Here is a 26,293-nt window from a genome sequence, read left to right as displayed (position 1 = left end):
CCGGAGATTCATTTCCGGGCGGACTGGCAACGCAGCAAAGCCGCTTTTTATACTTTTCAAACACCCTCAAGAGAGGTACGCTCTGTCTGCCCCGAATTCTATTCAGCGGGCATCTTCGATTCATGTAGAACTTCTGCTAATTCCTCAGAAAGTAAACGTAGTTCTAATCGTCCCAATCACCACATCATCATTACGATCGTCATGATTCGGAGCCGTCAACCAAATAATTCCAGGCGTGATCGCAATGTTGTCATTCAGTTGATACTGATAGAAGCCTTCAACATGCAGTGAAGTACTACGATCGCGTCCCACTGCCGATCCGAATGTGCCTCTCGCTCCCGCAACTTTCGGCTCCATCCCAACAATCACCCCCGCAACGCTACCTTTCTTGAGGAAGTCAGGAACCGCTAAACCGACTGCCCAGTTCCAGATGTCGAGCGTTCCTCGTGCTCCAGGCTGTACCGATCGAGCATTTGTATATCCAACCGAGCCATTCAGAACCAGTTGGGGCGCAATTTGAAACGTTGCAGAAACACCATAGGCATTCGCGATCGTCGGTACGTTGTCGGCTAAAAATCCGGTTTCAGCCAGCGATCGGAAATTCGCACGATTACTTCCAACTGCACCATTTCCAGAAAAATCGACGTTGTAGGCATTGATATACGTTAAACCAATCCCAAGCCGCTCACTCGGACGGAACGTGAGTTGCGCCAATGCACCATAAGACCCGTTGAAGATTCCATTCCCTGCTGCGGGAGAAGCGGGATCGCCTGCCAGATAGCCCAAGCTCAATTCCAGTGCTTCCCCAAACTTGTGGCGTACTCCTAATCCTGTTCCACTGGTTCCATTTCCAAGGTAGTAAATCGAGTTGCGGGTTCCAAAGTGCGACAGTGCGCCAGAGCCACCATCCCCATCTAAAAAGGGATTCAGCGTATCGGTAAAGTCATCGATCGCACCCGCATTCGCTTCGAGTACAACGGTCGTATTTTCGCCGATCGGGAAAGTATAGTTCAGCGCATCCAGCCCGATATCATTCGCATCACCGCCTGCAAATCGTAGCGTTCCTTCACTGGTCAATTGATCGCCGTTGAGATTGGTCGGCAGTCCAGAGAAATTCGCTGCTTGTAACCGAGTTCTCAAATTGTCGCGTCCGGTGAAGCTGGTATCGAAGTTTAAGCGGACTCGATTTCCAACGATCGTATTGCGAGAAACGCGATCGACAACTTCGGTACTTCCGACTCCCGGCACAAATTCCCGTCGAATAAAGTCTCGACCTGCGGCAACTCCAGCGACTCCAAGCACAATTTCTGCATTCAGCTTCGTCGTGGTTGAAAACTGCTGTCTCTCCAGCGTCGTCGTTCTCGCTTCTAAAGCATCCACTCGACCCCGAATCGTTGCCAGTTCTGCCGCGAATTGTTCTTGAAGTTTTTGCAACGTGGCGAGGTCTTCTTTTTTCACCAGATCAGCGGTCGAAGCAGCGATGAGTTCATTGACTCGATCGAGACAGGCATTCAATCCTGCTGCAAACTCAAACCGCGTTAATGCTCGATTTCCGCGATAAGTTCGATCGGGATATCCCGCAATACAGCCATAACGCTCGACTAACGATTGCAGAGCTTGAAATGCCCAATCCGTTGGACGAACATCAGAAAGCTGGGAAACAGAAGTGACTTGAGATAAAGGTTCTGACTTGCTCAGATCTGCAACATTTGGAATTTCAGAGGCGGAGGCACTTGCCGCAACCCCTAAACCCGCCGCCAAAACTAGGGAATGAATCAAAAATTTTGTCATGACCAATTTTCCTTACACCAGTCGATAGAGTTGCGATCGAGCCATCTCGATGCAAAGTCACTATGATAATAGGTCTTATTGTCAAATAAATCGCGATAAGTTCGGGTCACCTTAATCTTTTCTTCGTTCTATTGAGAAATCAGAAACATTAAAACGACAAGCTGTAAAACCGTGCTGTTAGCCCTTTTGAGAATGAGTCGCATTAATTCTTTGCGGGTGTAACCGTTCCCAGCGTCATCAAATCCAACTCGTTCAACAACTTCACCGTTTGGGCACGACGGACACCCGAATCTGACGGCTGTTTCGATAACCATGCGATCGCGCTCGGTTTCCCTTGCTGCGCCGCCAATCGTAACGCCGCCCAAAGTTGCACCTCCGATCGTGTCGGATCAAAATTCAATGCAGCATTAATCCGCCTCTGTACCCGACCCGGATCAAATTTGAGCACGTCTAAAATCTCTGTGCGATCGCTCGTCGAATTCTGTACTAACTGCGCTGCCCGTTCCCAGCGTCCATCTAATAAATTTGCCAAGACTTGCTGTCCCACATTCGCCCAAGGCTGTTCTGCCTGCGCCTTCGTCACCTTGGCATGACGCGCCACCAAATCCATCTGTGCTTGAGCATTCTGCGTCCAATCCAAACCCACTTGACGCTTCACCGACTGCATATATTCCAAAGCCGTTGACCAAAGACCACTCCGCGCCAAAAATAACGCATCCACAAACGCGCCATTCTCCTGCTTCAGTCCACTTTCACTCAGCGAAATCGGTTGCAGTTGAAATGGAACATTCTTGCGTTTCACCGATCGCAGTTGATACACCTGAAAATCTGGCTCTAATCCGACGGTTTGATTCACCACAAATTCAGCCGGACGACCCTTCGGAACCGCTTGCCAACTCGGAAGTTCCCCCTCTGGACTCGTCCAAGACAGCATCACGCTCATCGCAGTAGTAATCGGGTTGTAATACACCACCTGCCCGTAAGCGATCGACGAATCCCCTTGTTGCAATTTGCCATTCATCGTCAGCCAAGCGCCATTCCGAGGCGCACGGTCTTCAAATCGCTGCACCATTGTAAAAGGCACAGGACGATCCGAACTGGGATTAATCACCCGCGATCTCACCAGAGGTTCTGTGACAAAATCTTCTCTCAGTTCCAAAATCTCGATCTGATTCACAAACTGTAGAGCTTCCTTCTTGTGCGGTGTCGGGTTCAGCACCAATCGATACGCCCGTAGTTCCTTTAAGCGATCGTCTCCTCCCTCTTGTGCCGATTGAAACACCGGAATCAGTAAATCGGTTTGAGGTTTTTTGCCTTTAATCGGGGTTTCAACGCGAATCGGTTCCCCTGCAAACAATCCTGCTCTTCGCAAATCCGATTGAATTTCTTTGAGCGTTTTTGGGTCGTCCCAAGCACTGACTGGAATTCTTGCCTGTTTTGGAAGGTATTGATTTAGCCAAACAATCGATCGCGGATCGATGATGAACTGGGTACTCAGCCAAGCGCTCGATGCAACCAATCCTGCTGCACTCGCGATCGCGACAAAAATCCCGATCGATCCCCAAGGAACTCTACCCTGTTTCGGCATCCGCAACTTCATAATCCAACTTGAAAAACTGCCCATTCTTTGAATGGTATATGCGTCTTGCAGTTTTCGAGCTAATTTCCCCGTATGGATGATTGTGAAGAATACCTCTTTGCCCAAATCGGCTAAAACCTTTAACGAGCACCATCAATCTCTACTGTCCATCCAGTCAATGCTGCTTGTGTAACCTGAGTTCGGGATAAGAAATTGCGTTCAACCGCCGTGGCGAATGGAATTCGCGGCTATACAAACGAAGTCCGCCTGTCGCGGACTCATTGCCGAAGCTGGCGGTTAGTGCGCGGCGGCGCACTTTGTCTGTATAGCTGCGGTTTCTAACCGCCAAGCGCCTCGCCTTATCCCGAACTCACGTTGTGTAGGTTTTACCAGTCAGAGTATGTTCAGAAAAGTTGTCCGTTGTCTCAAGAGTAGTGAAATAACCTACACCTGAGACAACGGTTTTATCTCTACGAGCAATCGTTTTGGAGCTACTTAATCAAGTGCAGAACGTTTCGCAGAACACTAAAGCCTGCTAAATCCCACAATAAATAAGCAGTAAATCCAATCATTGCCAAGCGTCCGTTCCAAAGTTCTGCTTGGGGATTGAAGCCGAAAAGAAAAGCATTGCGATCGACACCATTGTATTCAGTTGCAACAGGGGGTAAGTTAGTCGCTTTGTTCGATTGCATTGTTACACTTCTTAATAAACTTCTACTCGTCATCATACAGTCAGCATTCTGATTGGATCTGTACCTTTAGACGTATTTCTAAAGATTGTGCTTGAAGTTGCGATCGCAACAATGTTATCTAAACGACAATTGAGTAAAGAGCTAATTTCTCTATTGCTCTAAGCAGTCGTTGAACTTGTCAAAGCTGTGTTAGCTTGAAGGCTGAAGCGATATTTTCGGCTGTGTAATTCCTTATTTGTCTTAAGTGTTGCTCCGAACCTAAATCTCTACACCACTGTGATTCTGGAGCCATTTTTAATGTCAATCTATGTTGGCAATCTCTCTTACGATGTGATGCAGGACAATCTCAGCGAAATGTTTGCTGAGTATGGAACGGTCAAGCGAGTTCAATTACCGACCGATCGAGAGACTGGACGGGTTCGGGGCTTTGCGTTTGTCGAAATGGAGACTGAGGCAGAAGAGGAAGCTGCGATCGGAGCGCTCAATGGTGCAGAGTGGATGGGACGCGATTTGAACGTCAATAAGGCGAAGCCGCGTGAAGAGAAAGGTTCTTCGGGTGGAAGTTGGGATCGCAAGGGCGGATCTTCTCGCCGCTAGTTTGGGTTTGGCGAGTCTTTAGTACAACTTTAAAGGCTTGTAGGCGAGAGGTCGGTGGAGTCTAGCTTATTCGCGATCGCTGACTCTACCGTTCAACTCAGCGATCCTTGTTCTTTACTTAGCCTGGAGAAACAAATGAATACCAAAGAAATTCTGAGCCGATATGCTGTAGGACAAAGAGACTTCCGAAATCTGAATTTAATTGCAGTCAATTTCAGAAATGTAAATCTTGCGGGTATCAACCTCAGTGGTGCGAATTTGACAAGGGCAAATCTGACTAAGACTAACTTAAGTCATGCCAATCTTACAGGTGCAATTTTGACTGGAGCAACGTTAACCGAAACGAACTTCACAAGAGCAAACCTCACGGAGGCTAACTTGAGCGACACAAGCTTGGGTGAAGCCAATCTGAGCCAAACTCACCTCAAGGGAGCAATCCTACCTAACGGAACTAACCCTAGTACGCCCTCAAATCCTCTTAAAGTGCCACAGATCTGAAAACCGACGGTTTACAAAAGAATATTCTTAGCAACCTGCATTACCCAAGGGACTCAATCCTGTGTTCGATAAATTTACAGAGAGAACCATCAAAGTTGTGAATGCGGCGCAAGTTGAAGCTCGTCGCATGGGACATAACTATGTGGGGACAGAACAGCTTCTACTAGGTTTAATTGCGACTCGACCCAGCATCGCTGCACAAGTGTTAGCTGATCTAGACGTAACTTTGGAAGAAGCACAAGAGCAGGTGCAGGCAGTTATTGGTCGAGGAACCGGATTGTCTCGGACTGAGACACCCTTTACTCCCCGGAGTCGGCGTGTCTTAGAACAGTCTTTACAGGAAGCAGAGCGGCTAGGGCAGAGCCGGGTAGAACCAGAGCATTTGTTGCTTGCGATCGTGCAAGATGAGGCGGGATTAGCCACTCAAATTTTAGAGCGGTTAGGTGTGGAGCGGGTTGAAGTTCGGACTGAGGTGCTGCAAGCGATCGCTGAAGCGAAGCCAATCCTAAAAGGCAATAGTTCCGGTCGTAAAAATACACCGATTTTGAATGAGTGCGGTGCGAATCTGACGGAACTAGCGGCATTGGGAAAGCTTGATCCAGTGGTGGGTCGTCAGCAGGAAGTGGAGCGGATGATTCAGATTCTAGGTCGCCGCACCAAGAACAATCCGATTTTGATTGGTGAACCGGGTGTTGGAAAAACTGCTTTAGCAGAGGGACTAGCGCAGCGGATTGTCGATCGAGATGTGCCCGAATCGCTCCAAGATCAGCAAATTCTCACATTAAATATCGGGACATTGTTAGCGGGAACAAAGTATCGAGGTGAGTTTGAGGAACGCCTCAAAACCATCATGCAGGAAGTTCGCTCATCGGGAAACATCATTTTAGTGATCGATGAAGTTCATACTTTGCTAGGGGCAGGTTCTACTCAAGGATCGCTCGATGCTGCGAATATTCTGAAACCTGCTCTAGCGCGAGGCGACCTCCGCTGTATCGGAGCGACGACACTGGATGAATATCGTCAGTATTTTGAGCAAGATGCGGCACTTGAACGGCGATTTCAGCCTGTGATGATTGATGAACCCAGTGTTGAAGAGACAATTCTAATTTTGCAAGGGTTACGCAGTCGATATGAGCAGCACCATCGGCTCGAGATTTCGGATCTAGCACTAGAAGCAGCGGCGAAACTTGCCGATCGATATATCTCCGATCGATTGCTCCCAGATAAAGCGATCGATCTAATCGATGAAGCTGGATCTCGCGCTCGAATTCTTCACGCCAAACAATTCACACTCGATAAGAGTTTGAGTGCAAGATTCAAACAGATTTTGCTCACGAAAGCAAGCGCGATCGCACAACAGGACTTCAAACGCGCCAGCGAAATACGATCGAGTGAACTAACATTTCAATCAGAGCTTCAGACCGAGACTCCAGCATTTGGCGCTTCAGTGGTAGTGAATGAAGTCGATATTGCTCACATCGTCTCAGCTTGGACGGGTGTTCCGGTAAACAAAGTGACTGAAGCAGAGTCAGAACAGTTGATGCAGATGGAAGCAGTGTTGCATCAACGACTGATTGGACAAGAGGAAGCTGTGAATGCGATCGCACGCGCTACTCGACGGGCAAGAGTGGGATTGAGCAATCCGAATCGCCCGATCGCATCGTTTATTTTTTCAGGTCCGACGGGAGTTGGCAAAACTGAATTAGTTAAAGCACTAGCCGCCTGCTTTTTTGGCTCGGAATCAGCAATGATTCGATTGGATATGTCTGAGTTTATGGAGCGTCATACTGTTTCTAAGCTGATTGGTTCTCCACCTGGATATGTGGGCTATGGCGAAGGTGGACAGTTAACAGAAGCAGTTCGACGCAAGCCTTACACGGTTGTGTTATTTGACGAGATCGAAAAAGCGCATCCTGACGTGTTTAATTTACTGTTGCAAATTCTAGAAGATGGTCGCCTAACGGATGCAAAAGGGCGAGTCGTGAACTTCAAGAATACGTTGCTAGTCATGACCTCGAATGTTGGCTCTAAGGTAATTCAGAAAGGCGGCGGCGGACTTGGTTTTGAATTCTCTGACACTGTATCGGAGACATCTTATCGACGCACTGTGACGTTAGTAAATGAAGAACTGAAGCAGTACTTTCGCCCGGAATTCTTGAATCGTTTAGATGACATTATTGTGTTCCGACAACTGACACACGATGAAATCAAACAAATTGCCGATCTCTTGCTGCACGAATTTTCCGATCGACTGCTAGAACAAGGCATCAAAATGGAAGTTAGCGATCGCGTTAAAGATCGTCTCGTCGAAGCAGGCTATCATCCAGAGCAAGGTGCGCGTCCATTGCGACGAGCCATCACCCGCCTCCTCGAAGATTGTTTCGCTGAGAAGATTCTCTCAGGTCAGGTTAAGTCTGGTGACTTTGTGAAAGTCGATTTAGATGAGCAGGGACAGATTGAAATAGTTGAATCAACTTAGTTGATCGGACAAAATCAAACATTAAATATTTCTAGGAAGATAGGCTTTGGGACTTAATACAGCCCCTTTAATCTATGGTCAAACGCTCCCTTCAAGCATCACCTACTGGCATTCAACAAGCTAAACGCGCATTTGCGATCAAAGATTGGACGCAGGAAAATCTGGCAGGAGACGTGAACTTAAAGACCCGTCAACCTATTTGGCGCTTTTTCACTGAGATTGCTGAACTACAGAACTTAAAACCGACTGAATTCGATCGTGTGGGATTGGGAGCTATTGAGCAAAAGAAAATCCCAGGAATGCAGGCAGTCAAAACTTATTCAAAGCTCAGAGTTTTGGGAAGACCGGGAGTTGGCAAAACTACTTTTCTGCAACATCTAGCAATTCAATGTAATGGAGGTGCGTTTGCTGCTGATCAAGTCCCAATCTTTATCATGATGAGAGACTTTGCAGAAGAATCGAGGAATAGCAAGACATTCAGCCTTTTTGACTATATCTGCTCTCGACTTTCTGATGTTGCTCCAGCAGTACACTGCGATTGAGAAGCCCCAGTATCAGCGCCTGCGATACTTTGCTCAAGATGAAAGCCGATTTGGCTTGAAAACCACAGTAGGACGCTTGATGACGAGTTTGGGAGTCAAGCCGTTGGGCACTTGGCAATGGCAGTTCAAAGCCTTTTGGCTCTATGGAGCAGTCGAACCCACCACTGGAGAGCAATTCTTTTTGCAATTCACGCATGTCGATAGCGCTTGCTATCAGCTATTCCTCGACCAATTTTCCCAAGCTTACCCATTGTGGCAGCACTTGAAGAAAGATTTGCGCTGGGGCTTATTCAAAAACCTAGATCAACTGCAAACGAAGGTAGACAAGCTGCTTGCTGACCTGACAACTGATACCGTTGCATCTGTCACAGGATTTAGCTTCATCTTAGATGCCTTATCTGACGCAGGTATTTTTTGATTTGGTATGAGAACCTTAGAGGGTGTTTGAGAAGTATAAAAAGCGGCTTTACTTCGTTGCCAGTCCGCCCGGGGATTTATTTCCGGGCTAATAGAGGAAACTCCGCTGAAGCGGACTGGGAGCGTAATTCGGAGTTCTTAGCCTAGTTGAGTGGGCTTCCCTCAATTAGCCCGGAAATTCATTTCCGGGCGCGTGAATGCGATACAAGATTACTTCTCAAACACCCTCTAAGAGGGCTTTTTGTTGTTCTAAAATCTACCGCTGTAGCGCTCTTCTTGCCAAGGATCGCCCCGGTGATGGTAGCCATTGCGCTCCCAGAATCCTAAGTCTTCTTTCGACAGGAACTCTAAGCCGTTGAGCCATTTTGCGCTTTTCCAAGCATAGAGATGGGGAACAACTAAGCGCAGGGGACCGCCATGATCCGGAGGGAGCGGTTCACCAAATAGAGTGTGAGCAAAAAAGTTCTCTTCTTTGACGAAATCATCGATCGCAATATTCGTCGTGTATCCTCCATAGCAGTGCTCCATGATATGAACCGCTTTGGGATCAACTTCGATATAGTTCATAAAATCGGTGACTTTCACCCCAATCCACTGCACATCCAGCTTTGACCAAGTAGTGACGCAGTGAAAATCAGCAGTAAACTCGCTTTGGGGCATTGCCATGAAATCGTCCCAGGAAAAGGTCTTCTCCTGAGCGAGTCCCCAGACGCGGAATTGCCAAGTAGCGCGATCGACTTGTGGAGTGGGTCCGTAGGTCAGGACGGGGAATCCGGTAGCGAGTCTCTGACCGGGAGGAACGCGATCTTGGTGTTCTGGTTCTGGCTTTTTGAAATACTTGCCTAACATTCTAGTGACTCCTATGAAGGCTTCACTTTTAAGTATGGAGCACATAGAGAAAATGCGTGACTCTCTCATTCGACGGAATCACGCATTTTCATTACTCTTCTTCGCCTTCTTCTTCGGTTGGGTAGACGAATCCTTTTGCCCGTCCGGTGAGAATCGATTTGCCCAGCGATAAGGCGCGTTGAGCTTGGAGATTGGCTTTGCGTTTCCAGGTGGCTTTCCGCTGGTCGCGCTTGGCGTTGGAGGTTTTCTTCTTAGGAACAGCCATAGTTTTGGCGATCGTGATTAAACAGCTTTTCCATTCTAAAGGAGTCTGGGCAGATTGCAACAAATTTGCGCTACCGGGGAGTGGGGAGTGGGGAGTGGGGAGAAGTGGAGAAAAAGGACATCTCTTGTAGTCGTGACTTATAATCGCACCTCAGCACCTTACTCCCCACTTCCCACTCCTCACCAAAGACGCACTGTCGCTACAAACACAGGGTTAATTCGGAGCCGTTTTGGTGTTTGGCGATTTCGATGCGGGCTTGGAAGGCTTCTCGGAAATGCGGCATGTGCGTGATGATCAGAATGCAGGCGAACTCGGATGAGATAGCATTGATCGCGGCAATTAAGCGATCGCATCCTTCTTGGTCTTGGTTGCCGAAGCCTTCATCGACAATCAGCATTTGAAGCGCAGTTCCCGATCGTTGGGCGAGTAGTCGCGCTAATGCTAATCGGATTGCGAAATTGACTCGGAACGCTTCGCCGCCCGAATAAGTTTCATAGGGTCGAGTGCCATACGCATCGGCGATTAGGATGTCTAAGGTTTCCATTGCTTTCGCGGTTTTGGATTTGCGATTGCGTTGGGTGACGAATTGGACGTGAAGCTGATTGGCACTGAGGCGGGACAAAATTTGATTCGTGGTGGCTTCGAGTTGCGGCAGAATGTTCTCGATCATCAAGGCTTGAATGCCATTTTTACCAAAGGCTTGAGTGAGTTCTTGATAAACGCGGCTTTGTTGACGAGCGGTTTTGAGTTGAGAGTTAATTTCCTCAAATTGTTGACTGAGCAGTTCTTGTTGTTGCTGCTGCTGTTGGAGTCTTCCGAGTTTTGCTAGGTGTTGATCGAGCTTTGTGCGGTGCTGTTGAATTTGTTGCTCTAGCGCTTGGAGATGGGTAGTTAGGTCTGGTGTTTTTTCTAGGGCTTGGATCAGTTCTTGACAATGATGCGTGACTATTTGTAAGTCGTTGTATCGGGCTTGCAAAGTTTGTGTTAGGTCGTGTAAACGATGTTGAACTTGAGGGTACTGCTGTTGAGCTTGTTGGAGTTCTTGATAGCGGAGTTGCCAGGGTTGAGCTTGACGGAGTGCCGATCGGATTGCATTGTGTTGCTCTAAGTTGTAGCCGATCTCTTGAATTTGTCGATCGTACTGTTGCAATCCTCGCTCTAAATCGGCGTTTAAACGATCGCAGTGTTGCTCTAATTGTTCGATCTGGGTTTTCAAAGTCGGCTGACGATGCAGAATGTTTGCTTGTCGGCGTTTGGCTTGTTTGATTTCAGCTTGACGAATTTCTGCCCAACGCCAACGATCGACACTTCCACGAGCAAGCGCATGATCGCGTTCGTCGTAGTTTAATTGCTGCAAACTGCGATCGAGAATGTTTAACTCTTCGTGTAGTTCTGGCTCAAATGCTCTCGTTTTTAGTTGTGCTTCGAGCTTGAGCGCTTCAGTGTTGAGTTGAGTTAATTGCTCTTGAACTTCCGCAGTGTTTTGTAATTGTTCCTGTAACTGTCCACGTCGCTCTAAGGTATCTCCGTACTGAGCAAGTCGCTGTTCGATTTTGGTGTATTCTTCGCGCAGAACTTGGATCTCGCGCTCTGAAGTGGTTAATTGTTCGCGAATCACCCAAATTTCAGAAAGAATCTCTTCTTTTTGGGCTTGTTGTTTTTCTAAGACTAAGCGCCAGTGATGTTCGTCTAAAGGTCGATCGCACAAAGGACAAGGCGGAAATTCTAATTGTTTGATTTGAACGATCGTCGTTCCTTCAGCTCCTTCAGTAATCGCTGCTGCTCGTTCTTGTTCCAGCATCCGAATCTTATGATCAATCTCAGCGAGTTGAGCTTCATAGTTCCGCTGATGAGCTTGTAACTGCTCCATGAAACTTCGACGCTCTAAACCTTTCTCCCGAACTTGATCTTGGTATGCTCTAAGCTTTTCGAGTTCGTCAATTTTTACAGCAACCTCGACGGCTGCTTTCTTTAAACTTGGTTGGCGTTGTTGTTGGGTTTGAAGTTGACGTGCAGAGGTGCGGAGTTCTTCAAGTCGGGCAGACAGACGAGTGAAAGAACGATCGAGCTTTTGCTGAATTTGTTGTTTGCGTTGAAGAAGTGGAGAAGCTTGTAGTTGTAGCTGATCTAATTTTTGCAGTTCTTGTCGGGCTGAGGTTAATTGTTCGATCGCAGATTCTACATCCGCTTCTTTACTCAGGGATTTTTGCACCTCTTGTAATTGTTCTTGCAGCGTGATTTCTTGTGCTTGAACTTTTTGAAGCTGATTCTGTAACTGTTGCAACTTCTCTGAATAATGCTGCTCGAATTGTTGCCGCTGAGATTGAGCGACTTGATGCGATTGGAACTTGGCAGAGAAAAGCTCCTCTTGTGCCTGAAGCGCTTTCCAATGTTGAAAGCCAGCGATAATTCTACTTTCTTGCTGCAAGAGATATTCTAGAGTTTGTCGCTGTCCGTCGGTTTGCGATCGCTCTTTTTGTAATCGCTGACAGTCTTGGTTTAGATTGCGCTGTTGTTGTTGTTGCCAGGTAAGTTGCTGTTGCCAGGTTTGCCGCTGATGTTGAACGGCTTGGAACTGTTGCAGTTGATGATGATTTGCCGATTGTTGGGCTTGCATCTGTTCGAGAACGGTTTCGAGTTCAGCCCGTTCTTGTGCGATCGCGTCTCGTTGGTGTAATTGTTCTCGAATCGAATCTAGCTGCCGTTCTAAGAGTTCGACTTGTCCTTTGAACTGTCGCGATTTATCTTTGGCTTGCTCTGACAGTTCATCGTACTGATGGAGTTTTAGTAAATCAGCGAGAATTTGTTTGCGATCGGCGGGACGTTTGAGCATGAATTCGTCCGCTCGACCTTGACGCAGATAAGCAGAATTGATAAAGGTTTCGTAGTCGAGTTTGAGATGCGTGAGGATGAGTTGTTGCGTCGATCGAATGCCTTTTGCGGTGAGCGATCGAAAACTGCTCCCCTGCATGATTTGAAATTCGAGTGAGACTCCTTGCCCGCGTTGACGAGTTCTCAGGACTCGATAAGTTTGCTGGTGCATTTGAAAGATGAATTCTACCTGGGTCTCTTTTGCTCCCATGTGAATGACATCATCTTCAGAAGTAGCGCGACTTTCTCCCCACAGCACCCAAGAAATGGCTTCTAATAGCGATGATTTTCCCGCACCATTGGAACCGCACACACAGGCAGTATGAAGCCCCTGGAAGTCGAGGATGGCTTCCCGGTAACTTAAAAAATTACGCAGTGTGAGTCGTTGCGGGATCATCGCGAGAATTGCGAAAAGATCAGTACTGATGCACGAAAGTACACCAGCACTCGTATATTGAGTGTAATCGGAAGATGAGCAAAATTGCTAAAAAGATTTGAGATAGGGTATGGGATTATAGTTTCTTCTCCATTTGATAGTTCGTCAACATTTCGCCCCGACAAAAAACTTCCTGCTCCGTAATCATCGCGAAGCCTAGTTTTTGGAAAAAGGGCTTTGCTGTAATGCTGACTTCGGTGAAGAGTCGATCGACATTCAGTTCCCGCGCTTTTACCTCAATTGCCTGATAGATTGCCTGTCCGACTCCTTGCCGCTGATAGTCTTTGTGGCAGTAAAAACAACCAATGTGCCCGTCTGCTTCAAGCTCACCGAATCCAAGGATTAGTCCTGCTTCATCGGCAACATACGTGAATCGTTGAGCGCAAATCGTTGCCCAATCGCGAAAGTACAAATCATCGGGCGACCAGGCTTGCACTTGAGCGATCGAATAATCTCGAATATTGACTTCACGAACCGTATCGTGAAACAATTTCGCGACTTGATCGGCATCTTCAGGGCGAAACAATCGAATCAGCATCGAAATCATCCAGCCAAAGATCGGGCATTTCTTCAGAAATTACTACACGATCGACAACAACTTTCCGACTTTCACGATTCGTCATCACTTCAACGGCGATCGCTTCGATCCGAATTTCTACACTGTCGAATGGGACTTTGATTTCAGTGGTCGCTTCTAACTTGCCGTGTCCGTCGGGTTTGAAATCGATGATCCAACGAGGCGGTTCGACCAAACTGCGGCTTTGTCGATCGCTAATCCATGCTTTGACGTAAATCTTAGGCAGGATGTCTGGAAGCTTGATTCGAGCGATCGTCGTTGCGCCTCTGGTGAGTTCGGATTCTGAAAGGGTGACGATCGGATCAGGAACAGGCTGATCTTCGGGAAGCAGTAGCGGATTTTGAGCGCGATCGGATTGGGTCTGACGGCGAGACACGATCAAGTCTGTGAGCGGCAGAATCGGTTCATCATCGACTACAAATTCATCGATTACCTGATCGGGACTGGGTTGGAGATCAAGCGAGATTTCGTCTAGGACTAGAAGATCTCGATCGTCTGCTTGAACTTTTAGCTCAGCGATCGGCTCTTCAACCGGAGCTAACACTGGCTCTTCTTTTGGTTCTTCTTTCGGCTCTTCGACGGGCGCTTCAGGAGGCGCGGGAGCGTCAGTGAGAGGGATTTCTAGCTGTCTTGCATCTGGATCAGGAAAGGCTCCATCTGGCTGAACTCCGAAATTGGGAAGATCGAGCTTTTTGCGAGCGTAAGGATTGGGTTGATGCAGTTGGGGTGGAAGGGTTTGAGATTCTTTGGATGCGAAATTCGCCGCTTCAGGATTTTTTGGAGCAGCAATGAGATTAAGAAATGCCAGGTTTAAAGATTGAGGGACAGCAGGATTCGTTGCGGGCAGGTCTAACATATCTTCTGCCATTGCCCGATCGTCTTTTCTCGCTTGTTGCATAGCATCGAGCAACTCATTCACATCAGACATTAAAGTGAATGATTGAGTTGCAATAATCGGCTTGCCTTCGACTTGGACATCGTGCAGCGTGATTTCTCCCAGAATTAGCTGAGTCTCAAGCTCGACGGGCAACGTGACCCGATAGACCAAATTAAACGGCAAAGAGGCTTGATTCAGAATCTCATGCGTATCCAAGAGCGTCCTAGAGGTCTGAGGATCACGTAAGCAAATTCGCAATTCTCCATCTAAATGCGTCAACTCAGTCGCAGTAATTTGACCGGAAATCGTGAGCGGCTCGCCGCGATTCGCAATGTAAGTTTCTTGAATTTGTTCGATCGAGATTTCTGAATCACCAAACCGAGCGACTTGAGGCGGTTTGTCTTCCTCGTAGGATTCTTCAGCAATCAGACCATACTCTGTCAAAATATCGTCCGCGATCGAGCTTGAATCTTGATCTGCCTGCTGTAAAAATTCCTCCAAAGAAGCTCGATCGGCATCGATCACTTTCGATTCTGTTACAGATGCAGAAGCCGGAAAATCAAAGGTCGTCTGATCTTCGAGTTCCCAATCTGGATTCCAATCTTCGACAATATCGGACTCGATCGACAACACGCGCAGTTGAATTGAATGCGCTTCCCCTTCAGGTGCGGCACAGCGAAATTCCCAGATTCCAGACTGGAGACGGGTATAGGGAATGACGGGCATTAAGCCTTTGGGATTCGTCTGATGGGTTCGGGTTTGAGTGCGGCGTTTTGGAGGAACTTCATCGATCGCATCGTATCTAATCCGGACTTCGACAGGAGTACTCCGGCGATTCGTTTTCGCGGCGATGCGATACCGACCCTCCAAAATCTCAACATTGGAACCCTCCAACGGCAACCATGCTCGATCGCCGTCTAGCTGTATCAAAAATTCCCAGGTTTGCAGTTCAGGCATAGGTCGGAGAAGCTTTCACCAGGTTTTGCAGTTTATAGGGTACTGTATGTCAACCTACTTTTGGCGATTTTATCCGGTACTTCTTTCGGTGATGCAACAATTTCGATAAAAAAGCTCGATCGACTTGTCGATCGAGCCATTGGCAAGATATTTCAGTTCGGTAGAGTTTAGTTGAATGCACCCGTGAAGATCTTGTCTACGATCGAGAAATTCGCGATCAGTAGATAAGCGACGAATGCGCCACCTGTTGCACCGACGAAAAATCCGCCTGCGAATTGGCTCCAACCGCCAGAAGTTTGCAGCGAGTCTGAGGAAGACTCGTCGCTCTGGAAGGTGGCTAATCCATAAGTCGAAAGGCAAGCCGTTGCAATCAAAATCAATGCAACAGCGGAGATTAATCCACCGACAGCCGCATGTTCTGAATCACGGAGAGGTCCGAGTAATGTCCAGGGACCAACTAAAAAGTAACCATGTGCCATCCCGATTTCCAATCCGCGCAGCAAGGGAGAAAGTCCTTTGCGATATGCGGGCAGGTTGCCAATAAAGGCGCGGGTAAAGGCAGAATCACTGATAGGGGTCGAGAGATGTCCGATAAACGGATCGCCGTTGTACGGTTTAATAAGCTCGTCAGCCATATCTTAATATTTCCTAATGATTCTGAAGAGAACAAAAAGAATTCGAGACTTATTTTAAGTATGTCTTGGGGCTGATTCTGACAATTGCTTCAGAAAAGTTCACCATTTGGATAGGTGCAGAGTTGAGAAAAATACTCCGGTGGCGGAGATAAAACTAAGTCCTGAGATAAAGGAACCTCTATCGACAGAGCGATATGACAGCTTTAGCGATTCGGGTACAACGTAGAAGGTTAATTTTTACGGAGACTGTATCCTATGAAACCGAACTATTTTGTAAAAAGATTAATTGCTGGATTATTTGCGGTGCTGATGATGGTGTCGGCTTGGGTGTCAATGCCTGCTGCTTATGCGGCTTCTGCTGAAGGTGCAGCGCAAGCGACTCAAGATAACTCTAAGAGCTTTGTGCGGGATGTGCGTGACAAAGTAAAAGATGCTGCTAAGAGCAATGCGATGAAAGTCGATGAATCGACGGATGGGACTGTTGCTCGGAAGGCGAAAGAAGATGCAGCAACGATCTTGGAAAGAGCCGATAAAGATGCAGAACGGACTCAAGACGCGATCGATAACAATATGGGTGCTGTGAAAAAAGCAGTTGAAGGCATCAAAGATGCGTTTAGCAAATAGTTGAACTTTCATCGATCGAGTCCATCGGGGAACATTTCCTCGGTGGACTTTTTGATGGAAGGAGTAATCTTTCTTTCGAGGTAGGTCGATTAGTTGGACGTTCGCTATCAATTCTAGAGGGCGTTCTTGGTGTAGGGTATGAAAGCGATTTCGCGTGTTCTTCTGATTGTGCTGTTAGTTGGTCTCTTGGGATATGCTCTAAAAATTGCACTGCCAACTCGTCCACCAAAATTAGAGAATGTTCTTGCCTTTCAACCGACTGCTCAGGAAGTAGGCTCGTATGATGTTCTGGGTCAGTCTGTTAGTAAATCTGAAGCGGAACAACTCTTGCAGACTGAAGAAGGAAAAGCTTATCTTGCACCGGAGAATGGCGCGATCGAGGTGACAAACGATTTAATCAAGCTCGGTCGAGATAGCTTCTACCGCGAAACATTTGGGAATGAGCGCTTTTTCACCGATGTTTTGGGCGCGATCGATGGTCCGATTAATTTAGTGAGTGTGAGTCAGGCAATCCTAGCACTGAAGGGACAACCGACGACGAATTTGCAGATTCCGATTTCTGAAGATATTACGGTCGGAGGTCGCGAATTCAAAGCAGGTACAAAGGTTGATACCGGGTTAGATGTCGCGGCTGGATCGCTTCTACCGCTTGGAATGCAGACCGTGAAATCTGGAGCAAAAATTCGAGTTGGTTTAACTTGTGCTCTGTGTCATGCTGCGGTGGATCTGGAATCTGGGAAAATCATCGAAGGTGCGCCGAACACTGATTTAGATAGTGGATTGTTGCAAGCATTTGGAACTAACTCAGCAGCAATGTTTCGTCAAACTGGAGTGAATCCGCTCACGATTCCAGCAGGCGAGAATAGTACAACTTACATTAATGCAAAGGGACAAAAGGCAAAGCTTCCTGATCCGAAAGCGTTAGAAGATGCGGTCGATGCTCAGTTTTTAGCTTGGTCGCCTGGTAACTTTGACTCAACTGGGGACAATGTAAACAATCCATCTCAGAATCCTTCCTCTTATACGTTTGAAGCTTATCCGTACGGATGGAGTGGCTTTTCTGCGATCGGGTGGTTTCATGGTTTGACTACATTAAATAACAATGTTCACGCGACGAATTCTGATCCGACGACAGGCGCAAATGCGAGTGAGAAACTGTTAGGAATTGATAAAGAGACTTATCTCGGTGTAATTTTGCAAAAGGCTGCCGATCGCAAATTTCGCTTACCTGATGGCAAAAAACCTTCTACATTCTTCCAAACCGTTGATCCAACTCCTAGAGAACCTGCAATTAACGAAGTGATCAAAGCTCCTGGATTTCCACAAGGGTCGCTGTTTATTGCAGATGGCTTTATGGCGAGTTCTCCAGGTTACAAGGCTGGAGAGCAATTAAATGCAATGTCCGCGTATCAAAATACGTTAGCTCCGCCTCCGGTTGCTGAAGTCGATCGAGAAACGCTTCAACGTGGTGCAAGAATCTTTCAGCAAGCGAATTGTACAAGCTGTCATGTTGGGCGCTATTTTACCAATCATGCGGTCGTTGCTGAGTCGGAAATTCAAGCACAACCGTCTCGTGCTGTTGCTCTCGCAAAATTTCCGCGTATCTTTGGTGAGCCTCAAACTTACACACCCAATACCCCTGTTCCGCTCCCTGTTGATCCGTCGATGTTAGTGGTTCCGGTTGATACTGCACCAGCAGAAACTCGGAGGGCGGCTTATGCGATCGATCCTCCAGAAGGTGGCTACAAAGTTACAAGCTTGGTCGGTTTAGCGGTGACTGCACCTTACTTACATGATGGAGGTGTTGCTGCGAGTAAAGATGCGATCGCGCTTCAAGGTGATCGTTATGCTGTTGCGAAACCTGATGAAATGGGACTTTCGGGCACTTGGATGCAGCGGATTGCACCTGATCCAGAAGCAAGCTTGCGAGTATTAGTCGATCGAGAATTGCGATCTGTTGCGGTTGAGAAAAATCGTGCAAATCCGGATCTTCAAGCAATTAACAGTGATGGAAGTGGACATAACTATTGGGTCGATCGAGAAGCTGGATTTAGCTCACAGGATCAAACAGATTTGATTCAGTTTATGTTGTCGATCGACGATGACCCGGCAGTGACACTTGAAAACTAACGGTAGATCGGATGCACTGTGTTACTCTGAAAGAACTGAAACAAAGGGAGCGCTGAAAATCATGGTCGCACAACCTAAAACCGCTGCCTCCTCAGAAGTGATTTACCCGGAGTCCGACGGTCAGCCGATGTCCGATAACACAAAGCAATTTCGCTGGATCGTCACAATCAAAGAGAATCTAGAGATTTTATACGCCGCAGACCCGAATGTATTTGTGGCGGGCGATTTGATGTGGTATCCGATCGAGGGAAGCAATCGGCTGTGTCAAGCTCCAGATACGATGATCGTGTTTGGCAGACCAAAAGGCGATCGGGGTTCTTACCAACAATGGAAAGAAGATAATATTCCGCCTCAAGTCGTTTTTGAAATTCTGTCTCCGAGTAATGCTGCAACAGAAATGTCCCGAAAGTTGCTGTTTTATCAACAATATGGAGTCGAAGAGTATTACATTTACGATCCACAACGAAACGAACTGATTGGATCACAGCGGATAGAGCAGCAATTAGTAGAAATCCCTGAAATTCAAGAATGGGTTAGTCCGCGATTAGGAATTCGCTTTGTGCTAGATGACACAACTCTGAATTTGTATGCACCAAATGGCGATCGCTTTTTGACTCCGGTAGAACTCGCAGCCCAACGCGATCAAGAACGGCAACGAGCAGAACAAGAACGGCAACGAGCAGAACAAGAACGGCAACGGGCAGACGAATTAGAAGCATTGCTTCAGCAATATCGAGAACGGTTTGGAGAATTGGAGTAGCGATCGCTGAATTTGTTGAGTTTATTAACGTGACGGTCAAAAAATCTTCAATTCCGTTGAAGATCAAAACCGTAGAGTTACGAACTTTCCAGCATTGTTATGACCCCGACGCTTTTTGGTCGATGGCAAACTCGGATTTTGCTGTTGTTTACCGTTGGTCTGCTTGTCACAATTCCGTTTTCGATCGGCATTTTAGGAGAGCCATCGAGCAACTATATCGCCATTTTGGTATGGATTGCACTGTTTGGAATTGGATGGGATATTTTGTACGATCGCATTCAGAAATTCCGCTGGGATCGCGATTGGCCCGCCAGTTTTCAACTGCTTGCAGGGATTTGGGAAGCAATCTTTATCTTGTTTATTCTGAATGGGCTTGGAATTCCGCTGCCAGGAATTGAAGACCTTCCCATCAGCTTAGGAGTATTCATTTTCCACTATAGTACTGTTTGGTTAACGGTGTTTACTGCCTCTCAAACTCTGATGCGAGTGGTTTTCCCCCGTTGGCGATTTCGTGGAGGCAAATGGCTTTAGATGCACTATCTTTCAACAATTCCAGGTTTACCGCTGACTGATCCGGTTTATGTGTTTGCTTTGATTTTGGGACTGATCCTGCTTGCAATGAATCTATCCTCTCGGTTAAAAGTGCCGATGATTGTTCTACTCATTGCCTTTGGTGCGATCGCGGGTACAAACGGATTGAACATAATCGCTCGTGATGCTCAATTGATTTTACTAGAGCGGATTGGATTGCTCTACATTATGCTGCTGGCAGGATTAGGCTTGAATCTTGATGTCCTCAAGCGATCGAGCAAAAAGGTTTTGTCTTTCGGATTGCTCACGTTCGGGGTTCCATTTACGATCGGGTTGATTACTGGACTACTATTAACGAGCAATTTGCTTGTATCAGTATTACTAGGAATTCTCTACTCGCCACATACATTAATGGCTTATCCGATCGTGGTTTCGCTGGGAATTGTGCAACAAGAAGCGATCGCGGTTGCAGTCGGTGGCTCAGTGATTACAACAATTCTGACCTTGGTGAGCTATGCGATCGTCAAAGCAGTACATTCTGGCGGTGTTGGGATCGAGCTTTGGATCAAGTTGCTGATTGTTTTCCCGATCGTTGTAATTGGTTGCTTCAAAGTTCTACCTGCTTTAGCAAAACGATTCGTGAAGGACGAAAAACAACCGATTCAAGCCTTTTTGTTTGTATTAGCAGCAATGTTTTTTACAGCAACCCTGACTCATGCGATCGGGATTGATGCAATTGTTGGTGCATTTCTCTCAGGTCTTGCTTTGAGCCGTTTTGTTCCAAAAGAAAGCGACCTGATGCAGCGGCTCGAATTTGTTGGTAATAGCTTGTTTATTCCTGCATTTGCGCTTTCAGTGGGTGTATTGTCTGATCCGAAAGTCTTTGTTCAACACCCAGAAAACTTGGGAATTGCAGCTTTAGTAATTTTCGGTGCAGTTGGAGCGAAGTATTTAGCAGCTTGGTTTACAGGACAATGGTTTCACTATCGATCGGCATCCGTCATGACGATGTTTGGATTAACGATGTCTCGATCGGCTTTGGTGCTCGTCATTGCTTTGTTCGGGAAAAATGCAGGATTGCTGACGGACGGAATTTTTAATGCGATCGTGGCTTATATTGCGGTGACTTGTTTAATTGGTCCGATTGTGACGACTGTTTCTGGTAGAGCAATGAATCAGAGTCGCTTGATTGAGAGTAATTGACTGCGCCTGCGCGGAAAGCGATCGCCAAGGCGCAGAATTGTCATAAGTTAGACTGACCGCTTCTTCGCGATCGCTTTCCGCAATCGAGACACTCCAAATACGCCAAATCCAAACAACGGGTTAAACGCGAAAGGAATCGGTGTCGATGAATACGCAACCTGATTGAGTTGAAAGCTTCCTCTTGCAGAGGTAGTGTTATCTCCAATGAAGATAAGATTAGGAGTATTATATGCTGCTGTCGCTAGTGAGGGGAAAGCAGCAAATTCCGGTCTGTAGTCCCGTAAACGACCTGTACGTATTGGGACACTATAATTGCCATTGGCAAAGAGAATATAGCTGTTTCCTAAAATCGTTAAATCAAACTGATTCATGCTTGACTGCGTATCGAAAGCAACTCCTTCTGCTTGAGAAAATCGTGTTCCTGTTGGACTGGTCGCTGGATTTGTTCGAGTTATTGGGTCAGCTTTCACAAGTCCATCCTCTTGCGCCCAAATGCGATCTGTCCAGAATCCAAACTCAATTCCTCTCGTATCGGAACTGAGAACGAGGATACTTAAGCCTGCCCGATCATCGCTGGTGTCTGTTCCAACGTTGTTTGAAGCAGAACCATTCCGCGATTCACTGAGTAACTGCAAATCGAACCGAATGTTAAAGCCTGTTGCTCGATTCAGGGTTGTATTAGTCCAGGCATAACCATCTGCAATATTGAAATCTGCGGTTGTGTCGAGGAGAGTTCCGCCTCCGCTTAGACTTTGTGAACCGAGAGTGCTTGGTCTTGCCCAACCTTGAACATCCGGAGTCGTTCCAGCAGCACCATTGTAGAGAACTGTCGTAAGCGCGGAAGCACTCGCAGAACTGATGAGTAGAAAAGTGCTTGTTAGAGTTGCAGTCAGTAAATGTTTCATGATTTCGGGGGCATAAAGGTCGATCGTAGTTTTCCCAATTCTTCAGCAAGTTGAAAGCTCAGGAGATTTCTCAAATAGCTCCTGACTGAGAATTTCATGGAGTTTGGTCAGTTGTTGCACCGGATCACAGAGTTCAATTGCTCGATCGAGACATCCTTGCGATAGTCGATCGCGTTCTCTCGCATCGGTGATTAGTCGCTCTAGAACTTGTGCGATCGCAGAATCATCTCCAGCAGACACTAAACAGCCACAGGTTTCATTCACAATTTCTGGTGCAGCCCCGATCGCAGTTGTCACGATCGGCAGTCCCGCATACAACGCTTCAACTAACGAAATTCCAAATGATTCTGCACTGCAATTTGGCTGACAGTAGAGATCTGCCGCTGCTAAAAGTTGTGGCACATCAGTTCGCTCTCCTAGAAATTTAACGCGATCGGCGAATCCTAACTCCTCGACCTGTTGCTGAAGCGAAGTCAGATAAACCTGTTCTTGAGAACGCTGCGCCCCACCTGCAATCCAGACTTCCCAGTTCGGAATTGCCTTTAGTTCACCTAATGCAGAGAACAACGATCGATGTCCTTTGCATTCCTCTAAACGGCTAACTTGAATCATGACAACTCGATTTGAAGGCGTTTGTAGCTGCGATCGTATTTTCTGGCGAATTAACTGTTGATTTGAATACGCTGAATTTAATACTGGAAAATAGACGGTACGGTTCTGGGTTTTTGGATAAAGATGCTTTACTGTTATTGCAGTATACCGACTGTTGGCTAACACCAAATCAGGTGCGGTTCTTCTCGCAAGCTTCTCTAACCATCCCTGTCCTGAAACAATGTTATGAGCATAGAATACCAATGGGAGATTTTGAGCTTTCACGACCGATCCGAAAATCGCTTGCACCCAACAAGCATGAGCAATCACGACATCGAACCGTCTCTTTTGTAAAAGTGCTTTGAGTTGCGATCGCGCTCTCCAAACTGATAAAGGATTCCGAAGCTTTACCGCTCCAAGTTGATGAACGATCGCGCCTGCTTGTTGCAGTTCCGAAGACAATCGCCCCTGAAAGCATAGTGCGAACTCATGTTGAATCTGCGACAGAGGAGTTTTTGCCAGAGTGATCAAATAGGTTTCAATTCCTCCGAACAAGTTTCCAGCATACAGATGTAACACTCTCATCACAGTTCCTCAACTAGACTAAAATTGGCTGAACATCTTCTTGACGAATTACTTGCTGATAGATTCGTAAGCTTTCCTGAGCCATCAACAGTTGATCAAACTGTAACGATCGAGCTTGAGATGCGATCGAGAATTTTCCTCGAAGATGAGGTTCTCTCAACAATCGATTTGCCGCATCTGCTAACGCCCACGGATCATTAATTGGAACTGTGAATCCTTCAATTCTATCCCGGCTCACCCAAGTCACGCCACTGTTCGGAATTGCTGCATTGATCACAGGACAACCGCTTGCCATTGCTTCCACTTGCACGAGTCCAAAGGCTTCACTCCGAGCATTTGAAGGAAACCAAAGAGCAGTTGCGGCTCGATAAGCTCCGATTAGTTCATCCTGACTTACTTGCCATTTGAAGACGACACGATCGCTCACTCCTATGTCGATCGCATGTTGCCTGAGTGAATCTGCAAGCTCTCCTTTCCCGACAATGATCAATGTTCCTGGAACGGTTCTGAGGGCTGAAATTGCCACATGGAGAGCCTTGTAGTAAACTAAGCGTCCAACACAGAGCCAAATTGGACCAGGGTGCATAAATCTTAAGCGTTTCTCGTATGCGATCGCGGCTGCACTCGGTTGCCGATAAAGCGATAAATCAATTCCAAAAGGAAGAACCTGTGCTTGAGAACGGTAAGGACGCAGAAACTCTGATCCTGCTAAATACGTTGGACTAGCAATCAGAATTTTTGCAGCGCGGCGATAGAGATGATGCAACAGCGGACTTACAAGCTGCTTTAAAACCTTTTGCTTTACGATATCGCTATGATGCGTCACCACTAACGGAATATTAGAATTTGATAATGTCCAATGTAGCGCCATTGCAGGATTTGGAGCATGGAGATGAGCAATGTCATAACTCAATCCTTTTGCTCCGAAGTACTCAGAAAATGCAGTAAAAATATCAAATCGAGCAACCGTTCCCATTCGTCCCAATCGAATCACCCGCACATTACGATCGAGTTCTTCAACCGTTGCCGTTTGCTTCGCTTCTCTGCCTTCTTCATCACACGCATTCACACAAATCACATCCACTGCCGCACCCAGTTCTGCTTGCGAAGTTGCTAGTGCTCTGACGTGTGTTTCAATTCCTCCAGGTTGCGGAGGATAGTACTTGGATAGATGACAGATTCGCAGTGGAGCATTGGGATCTCGTGTTGTAGCTCTACGAAGGCTGGAAGAGACAAGACGATCTGAGGTTTGAGTATACGACATGGTGAAGAAACGGTATCACAACGTGTAGCACAGGCGGTTAGGTTGTGGAAGCAGAAAAGCGACAAGAACAAACACAGCAAAAACTACTGTGGGAACATTGCAATTTGAGAGCGGTTGAATTCTGATGTTTGGATTGTACAGAGAACTATTTTATTGGGAGCTACGTGGATGTGCGGGTATTAGGATAGGTTGCTGAAACGGTGTGCGTAATTTTAGATAGTTATGTCAGTGCGTTGATAGCGCCTAAATAGCAAAAAAACTCCGATCGCAGTAAACCGGAGTTTCGCCTCAACTGAATCTAGAATTAGTTCCCAATCAACAATCGCAACAATCCAAATGCTCCTGTAATTGGACTCACGATCGATCCCAACAAATCAGAAACTTTTGCAGTATTGCTCCGATTCACAATAATCACATCGTTTTGATGAATCGCAGGATTAGAGGCTTCATCAAGTCCGCGTGTCACATCGAATTTGAACTCTCGTCGATCGAGCTTTCCATCTGGCAACAATCGAACCAGTTCCACCTTTGCACGATTTCCTCGTCCAGGCGTGATTCCGCCCGCTGCTAGAACAGCCTGCATCAGAGTAGAATTCGGACGAACAGCAACGCCACCGGGTCGAGTCACTTCACCGACCACGTTGACTTGAATCTGTTCCGGAGAGAAATTGCTCAGAGCAACTTGATTCGTTTGAGAGGGATCGATCGCGGTTGCAGTCGGAACAAAAATCGTATCGCCATCTTGCAGCGGAATGTCCTGCGATAGTTCACCTGCTTGCAAATACTTCCACAAATCCACTTTAATTTTCTCAGTTGTGCCATCGGTTTGAGGACGGCGCACCTCAATCTCGCGAATGTTCGCTAACTGTGCAATTCCACCCGCAGTTTGAATCGCTTTAGATACGGTGGGCCACTGGCTTCCACTTTCTGCGGTACTACGCTGACTGAGACTCGACTGTGTAATCTCGCTCCCGATCGTATTGACAATATAAGATCCCGGACGATTCACCGCTCCGATAATCCCAACTTTTAAGGGACGTGGCGCAATCAAACTCACCGTGATTACCGGATTTTGCACATACTTCTTATAGCGTGCTTTGAGTTGTTCAGAAGCTTGAGCCAGCGTCAATCCTTGCACTGAAATGCCACCAATCCAAGGTAAATTCAGCGTCCCATCTAGTAGCACTGTATATCGCGGCTCAAACGTCAACTCAGGAACATCAAACATATCCAACCGTACTAAATCCCCAGCACCGAGCTTGTAGCGACTATCCACAGCACTGTCCGGTTCGGGCGGTTGCGGCTTCAATACAGGTAAAGCACGAGAGGGAAGCATTGGAGACTGCGCCAACACTGCTAGAGGTTGAGTAGCCGTCATGCTTAGCGCAAGACCCAGCCGAAATGCAAAACGTTTGAGAGCTTTCATAGATAAGAGAACTAAAATCTACGGTTAGGCAGATTTACGGTAGGCGATTCCGCAAAAATCACACTCTGTGAATTCCCTAGAATCTCAGTATTTGCCGAGAGACTAGGTTCAGTACTCTCACGGACTCTCGAATATAAAGAGCATGAAATACTGAGCGCAACTCCATCAAGTTGTGGTGTTTCAGCAAATCTGCGCGAGTGGCACTACGGATT

The 26,293-nt window shown here is 46.9% G+C and carries 24 protein-coding genes; 11 read left to right on the top strand and 13 right to left on the bottom strand.

Translation table 11 applies throughout. The annotated features are described in order from the left end of the window. Positions 1-144: 144 nt before the first annotated feature. Positions 145-1,791 (bottom strand): iron uptake porin, encoded by a 1,647-nt coding sequence (locus tag ACQ4M5_RS12165; protein ID WP_430675880.1) that lies wholly within the window; start codon positions 1,789-1,791, stop codon positions 145-147. 202 nt (positions 1,792-1,993) lie between these two features. After that, positions 1,994-3,415: a hypothetical protein gene (locus tag ACQ4M5_RS12160; RefSeq protein ID WP_430675879.1), complete on the bottom strand. Its 1,422-nt coding sequence runs from the start codon at positions 3,413-3,415 to the stop codon at positions 1,994-1,996. 168 nt (positions 3,416-3,583) lie between these two features. On the opposite strand from ACQ4M5_RS12160, the gene ACQ4M5_RS12155 reads away from it, so the two are divergent. Further along, entirely contained in the window at positions 3,584-3,712 is a 129-nt protein-coding gene (locus tag ACQ4M5_RS12155; RefSeq protein ID WP_430675878.1) for a hypothetical protein, read from the top strand. 149 nt (positions 3,713-3,861) lie between these two features. On the opposite strand, the gene ACQ4M5_RS12150 is transcribed toward ACQ4M5_RS12155, so the two are convergent. Further along, positions 3,862-4,062, bottom strand: a complete 201-nt coding sequence (locus ACQ4M5_RS12150) for a chlorophyll a/b-binding protein (protein ID WP_190375274.1) — start codon at positions 4,060-4,062, stop codon at positions 3,862-3,864. 297 nt (positions 4,063-4,359) lie between these two features. Between ACQ4M5_RS12150 and ACQ4M5_RS12145 the strand changes: the two genes are divergently transcribed. From ACQ4M5_RS12145 to ACQ4M5_RS12125, 5 genes are all read left to right on the top strand, one after another. Next, positions 4,360-4,659 (top strand): RNA recognition motif domain-containing protein, encoded by a 300-nt coding sequence (locus tag ACQ4M5_RS12145; protein ID WP_430675877.1) that lies wholly within the window; start codon positions 4,360-4,362, stop codon positions 4,657-4,659. A 135-nt stretch (positions 4,660-4,794) separates the two neighbouring features. Next, positions 4,795-5,157, top strand: a complete 363-nt coding sequence (locus tag ACQ4M5_RS12140; RefSeq protein WP_430675876.1) for a pentapeptide repeat-containing protein — start codon at positions 4,795-4,797, stop codon at positions 5,155-5,157. Positions 5,158-5,218: 61 nt separating this feature from the next. After that, positions 5,219-7,636, top strand: a complete 2,418-nt coding sequence (locus ACQ4M5_RS12135) for an ATP-dependent Clp protease ATP-binding subunit (RefSeq protein ID WP_430675875.1) — start codon at positions 5,219-5,221, stop codon at positions 7,634-7,636. A gap of 74 nt (positions 7,637-7,710) precedes the next feature. Further along, complete coding sequence (locus ACQ4M5_RS12130; protein WP_430675874.1) at positions 7,711-8,178, top strand: NACHT domain-containing protein; 468 nt, start codon at positions 7,711-7,713, stop codon at positions 8,176-8,178. Continuing rightward, positions 8,123-8,596 carry a hypothetical protein gene (locus ACQ4M5_RS12125; RefSeq protein ID WP_430675873.1) on the top strand — a complete coding sequence of 158 codons (474 nt, stop codon included), beginning with the start codon at positions 8,123-8,125 and terminating at the stop codon, positions 8,594-8,596. Before ACQ4M5_RS12130 ends, ACQ4M5_RS12125 begins: the two co-directional genes overlap by 56 nt. 248 nt (positions 8,597-8,844) lie before the next feature. Here ACQ4M5_RS12125 and ACQ4M5_RS12120 read toward each other — a convergent pair whose 3' ends face one another. The 6 genes from ACQ4M5_RS12120 to ACQ4M5_RS12095 form a co-directional block, all read right to left on the bottom strand. Then, positions 8,845-9,444: a sulfite oxidase-like oxidoreductase gene (locus ACQ4M5_RS12120; protein ID WP_430675872.1), complete on the bottom strand. Its 600-nt coding sequence runs from the start codon at positions 9,442-9,444 to the stop codon at positions 8,845-8,847. Between the two features lie 91 nt (positions 9,445-9,535). Then, positions 9,536-9,709 carry a 50S ribosomal protein L32 gene (locus ACQ4M5_RS12115; RefSeq protein ID WP_190375943.1) on the bottom strand — a complete coding sequence of 58 codons (174 nt, stop codon included), beginning with the start codon at positions 9,707-9,709 and terminating at the stop codon, positions 9,536-9,538. 199 nt (positions 9,710-9,908) lie between these two features. Then, positions 9,909-12,977, bottom strand: a complete 3,069-nt coding sequence (gene sbcC, locus ACQ4M5_RS12110) for an exonuclease subunit SbcC (protein WP_430675871.1) — start codon at positions 12,975-12,977, stop codon at positions 9,909-9,911. Between the two features lie 115 nt (positions 12,978-13,092). Next, positions 13,093-13,554: a GNAT family N-acetyltransferase gene (locus tag ACQ4M5_RS12105; protein WP_430675870.1), complete on the bottom strand. Its 462-nt coding sequence runs from the start codon at positions 13,552-13,554 to the stop codon at positions 13,093-13,095. After that, positions 13,529-15,427: a hypothetical protein gene (locus ACQ4M5_RS12100; RefSeq protein ID WP_430675869.1), complete on the bottom strand. Its 1,899-nt coding sequence runs from the start codon at positions 15,425-15,427 to the stop codon at positions 13,529-13,531. The genes ACQ4M5_RS12105 and ACQ4M5_RS12100 overlap by 26 nt, the downstream gene beginning before the upstream one ends. Positions 15,428-15,594: 167 nt before the next feature. Then, the gene (locus ACQ4M5_RS12095; RefSeq protein ID WP_430675868.1) at positions 15,595-16,062 is read right to left on the bottom strand and encodes a photosystem I reaction center protein subunit XI; all 468 of its coding nucleotides are present in this window, start codon (positions 16,060-16,062) and stop codon (positions 15,595-15,597) included. A gap of 255 nt (positions 16,063-16,317) precedes the next feature. On the opposite strand from ACQ4M5_RS12095, the gene ACQ4M5_RS12090 reads away from it, so the two are divergent. From ACQ4M5_RS12090 to ACQ4M5_RS12070, 5 genes are all read left to right on the top strand, one after another. Further along, a complete protein-coding gene (locus ACQ4M5_RS12090) occupies positions 16,318-16,686 on the top strand; it encodes a hypothetical protein (protein ID WP_430675867.1) in 369 nt (122 codons plus the stop codon). Between the two features lie 138 nt (positions 16,687-16,824). After that, entirely contained in the window at positions 16,825-18,816 is a 1,992-nt protein-coding gene (locus ACQ4M5_RS12085) for a hypothetical protein (protein WP_430675866.1), read from the top strand. Positions 18,817-18,877: 61 nt separating this feature from the next. Beyond that, entirely contained in the window at positions 18,878-19,576 is a 699-nt protein-coding gene (locus tag ACQ4M5_RS12080) for a Uma2 family endonuclease (RefSeq protein WP_430675865.1), read from the top strand. 99 nt (positions 19,577-19,675) lie between these two features. Then, positions 19,676-20,107: a hypothetical protein gene (locus ACQ4M5_RS12075; RefSeq protein WP_430675864.1), complete on the top strand. Its 432-nt coding sequence runs from the start codon at positions 19,676-19,678 to the stop codon at positions 20,105-20,107. Next, positions 20,108-21,310: a cation:proton antiporter gene (locus ACQ4M5_RS12070; RefSeq protein ID WP_430675863.1), complete on the top strand. Its 1,203-nt coding sequence runs from the start codon at positions 20,108-20,110 to the stop codon at positions 21,308-21,310. A 47-nt stretch (positions 21,311-21,357) separates the two neighbouring features. Here ACQ4M5_RS12070 and ACQ4M5_RS12065 read toward each other — a convergent pair whose 3' ends face one another. From ACQ4M5_RS12065 to ACQ4M5_RS12050, 4 genes are all read right to left on the bottom strand, one after another. Then, entirely contained in the window at positions 21,358-22,215 is an 858-nt protein-coding gene (locus ACQ4M5_RS12065; RefSeq protein ID WP_430675862.1) for a choice-of-anchor Y domain-containing protein, read from the bottom strand. Between the two features lie 42 nt (positions 22,216-22,257). Continuing rightward, positions 22,258-23,391, bottom strand: coding sequence for a glycosyltransferase (locus ACQ4M5_RS12060; protein WP_430675861.1), 1,134 nt, complete (start codon positions 23,389-23,391; stop codon positions 22,258-22,260). Positions 23,392-23,404: 13 nt separating this feature from the next. Then, positions 23,405-24,655 (bottom strand): glycosyltransferase, encoded by a 1,251-nt coding sequence (locus ACQ4M5_RS12055; protein ID WP_430675860.1) that lies wholly within the window; start codon positions 24,653-24,655, stop codon positions 23,405-23,407. A gap of 304 nt (positions 24,656-24,959) precedes the next feature. Next, positions 24,960-26,081, bottom strand: a complete 1,122-nt coding sequence (locus ACQ4M5_RS12050) for a polysaccharide biosynthesis/export family protein (protein ID WP_430675859.1) — start codon at positions 26,079-26,081, stop codon at positions 24,960-24,962. Positions 26,082-26,293 lie beyond the last annotated feature (212 nt).

It is taken from the genome of Leptolyngbya sp. AN10 (assembly GCF_050565645.1).
In the GTDB taxonomy this organism is placed as follows: Bacteria; Cyanobacteriota; Cyanobacteriia; order Leptolyngbyales; family Leptolyngbyaceae; genus Leptolyngbya.
Note: the sequence above shows the minus strand (reverse complement) of the source record. Positions and strands in the feature narration are given on the sequence as shown.

Excerpts from the sequence above, each read along its gene's own strand:
- ACQ4M5_RS12165 (WP_430675880.1), bottom strand. The coding sequence starts at position 1,791 with ATGACAAAATTTTTGATTCATTCCCTAGTTTTGGCGGCGGGTTTAGGG.
- ACQ4M5_RS12160 (WP_430675879.1), bottom strand. The coding sequence starts at position 3,415 with ATGGGCAGTTTTTCAAGTTGGATTATGAAGTTGCGGATGCCGAAACAG.
- ACQ4M5_RS12150 (WP_190375274.1), bottom strand. The coding sequence starts at position 4,062 with ATGCAATCGAACAAAGCGACTAACTTACCCCCTGTTGCAACTGAATAC.
- ACQ4M5_RS12145 (WP_430675877.1), top strand. The coding sequence starts at position 4,360 with ATGTCAATCTATGTTGGCAATCTCTCTTACGATGTGATGCAGGACAAT.
- ACQ4M5_RS12140 (WP_430675876.1), top strand. The coding sequence starts at position 4,795 with ATGAATACCAAAGAAATTCTGAGCCGATATGCTGTAGGACAAAGAGAC.
- ACQ4M5_RS12130 (WP_430675874.1), top strand. The coding sequence starts at position 7,711 with ATGGTCAAACGCTCCCTTCAAGCATCACCTACTGGCATTCAACAAGCT.
- ACQ4M5_RS12120 (WP_430675872.1), bottom strand. The coding sequence starts at position 9,444 with ATGTTAGGCAAGTATTTCAAAAAGCCAGAACCAGAACACCAAGATCGC.
- ACQ4M5_RS12115 (WP_190375943.1), bottom strand. The coding sequence starts at position 9,709 with ATGGCTGTTCCTAAGAAGAAAACCTCCAACGCCAAGCGCGACCAGCGG.
- sbcC (WP_430675871.1), bottom strand. The coding sequence starts at position 12,977 with ATGATCCCGCAACGACTCACACTGCGTAATTTTTTAAGTTACCGGGAA.
- ACQ4M5_RS12105 (WP_430675870.1), bottom strand. The coding sequence starts at position 13,554 with ATGCTGATTCGATTGTTTCGCCCTGAAGATGCCGATCAAGTCGCGAAA.
- ACQ4M5_RS12100 (WP_430675869.1), bottom strand. The coding sequence starts at position 15,427 with ATGCCTGAACTGCAAACCTGGGAATTTTTGATACAGCTAGACGGCGAT.
- ACQ4M5_RS12095 (WP_430675868.1), bottom strand. The coding sequence starts at position 16,062 with ATGGCTGACGAGCTTATTAAACCGTACAACGGCGATCCGTTTATCGGA.
- ACQ4M5_RS12090 (WP_430675867.1), top strand. The coding sequence starts at position 16,318 with ATGAAACCGAACTATTTTGTAAAAAGATTAATTGCTGGATTATTTGCG.
- ACQ4M5_RS12085 (WP_430675866.1), top strand. The coding sequence starts at position 16,825 with ATGAAAGCGATTTCGCGTGTTCTTCTGATTGTGCTGTTAGTTGGTCTC.
- ACQ4M5_RS12080 (WP_430675865.1), top strand. The coding sequence starts at position 18,878 with ATGGTCGCACAACCTAAAACCGCTGCCTCCTCAGAAGTGATTTACCCG.
- ACQ4M5_RS12075 (WP_430675864.1), top strand. The coding sequence starts at position 19,676 with ATGACCCCGACGCTTTTTGGTCGATGGCAAACTCGGATTTTGCTGTTG.
- ACQ4M5_RS12070 (WP_430675863.1), top strand. The coding sequence starts at position 20,108 with ATGCACTATCTTTCAACAATTCCAGGTTTACCGCTGACTGATCCGGTT.
- ACQ4M5_RS12065 (WP_430675862.1), bottom strand. The coding sequence starts at position 22,215 with ATGAAACATTTACTGACTGCAACTCTAACAAGCACTTTTCTACTCATC.
- ACQ4M5_RS12060 (WP_430675861.1), bottom strand. The coding sequence starts at position 23,391 with ATGAGAGTGTTACATCTGTATGCTGGAAACTTGTTCGGAGGAATTGAA.
- ACQ4M5_RS12055 (WP_430675860.1), bottom strand. The coding sequence starts at position 24,655 with ATGTCGTATACTCAAACCTCAGATCGTCTTGTCTCTTCCAGCCTTCGT.
- ACQ4M5_RS12050 (WP_430675859.1), bottom strand. The coding sequence starts at position 26,081 with ATGAAAGCTCTCAAACGTTTTGCATTTCGGCTGGGTCTTGCGCTAAGC.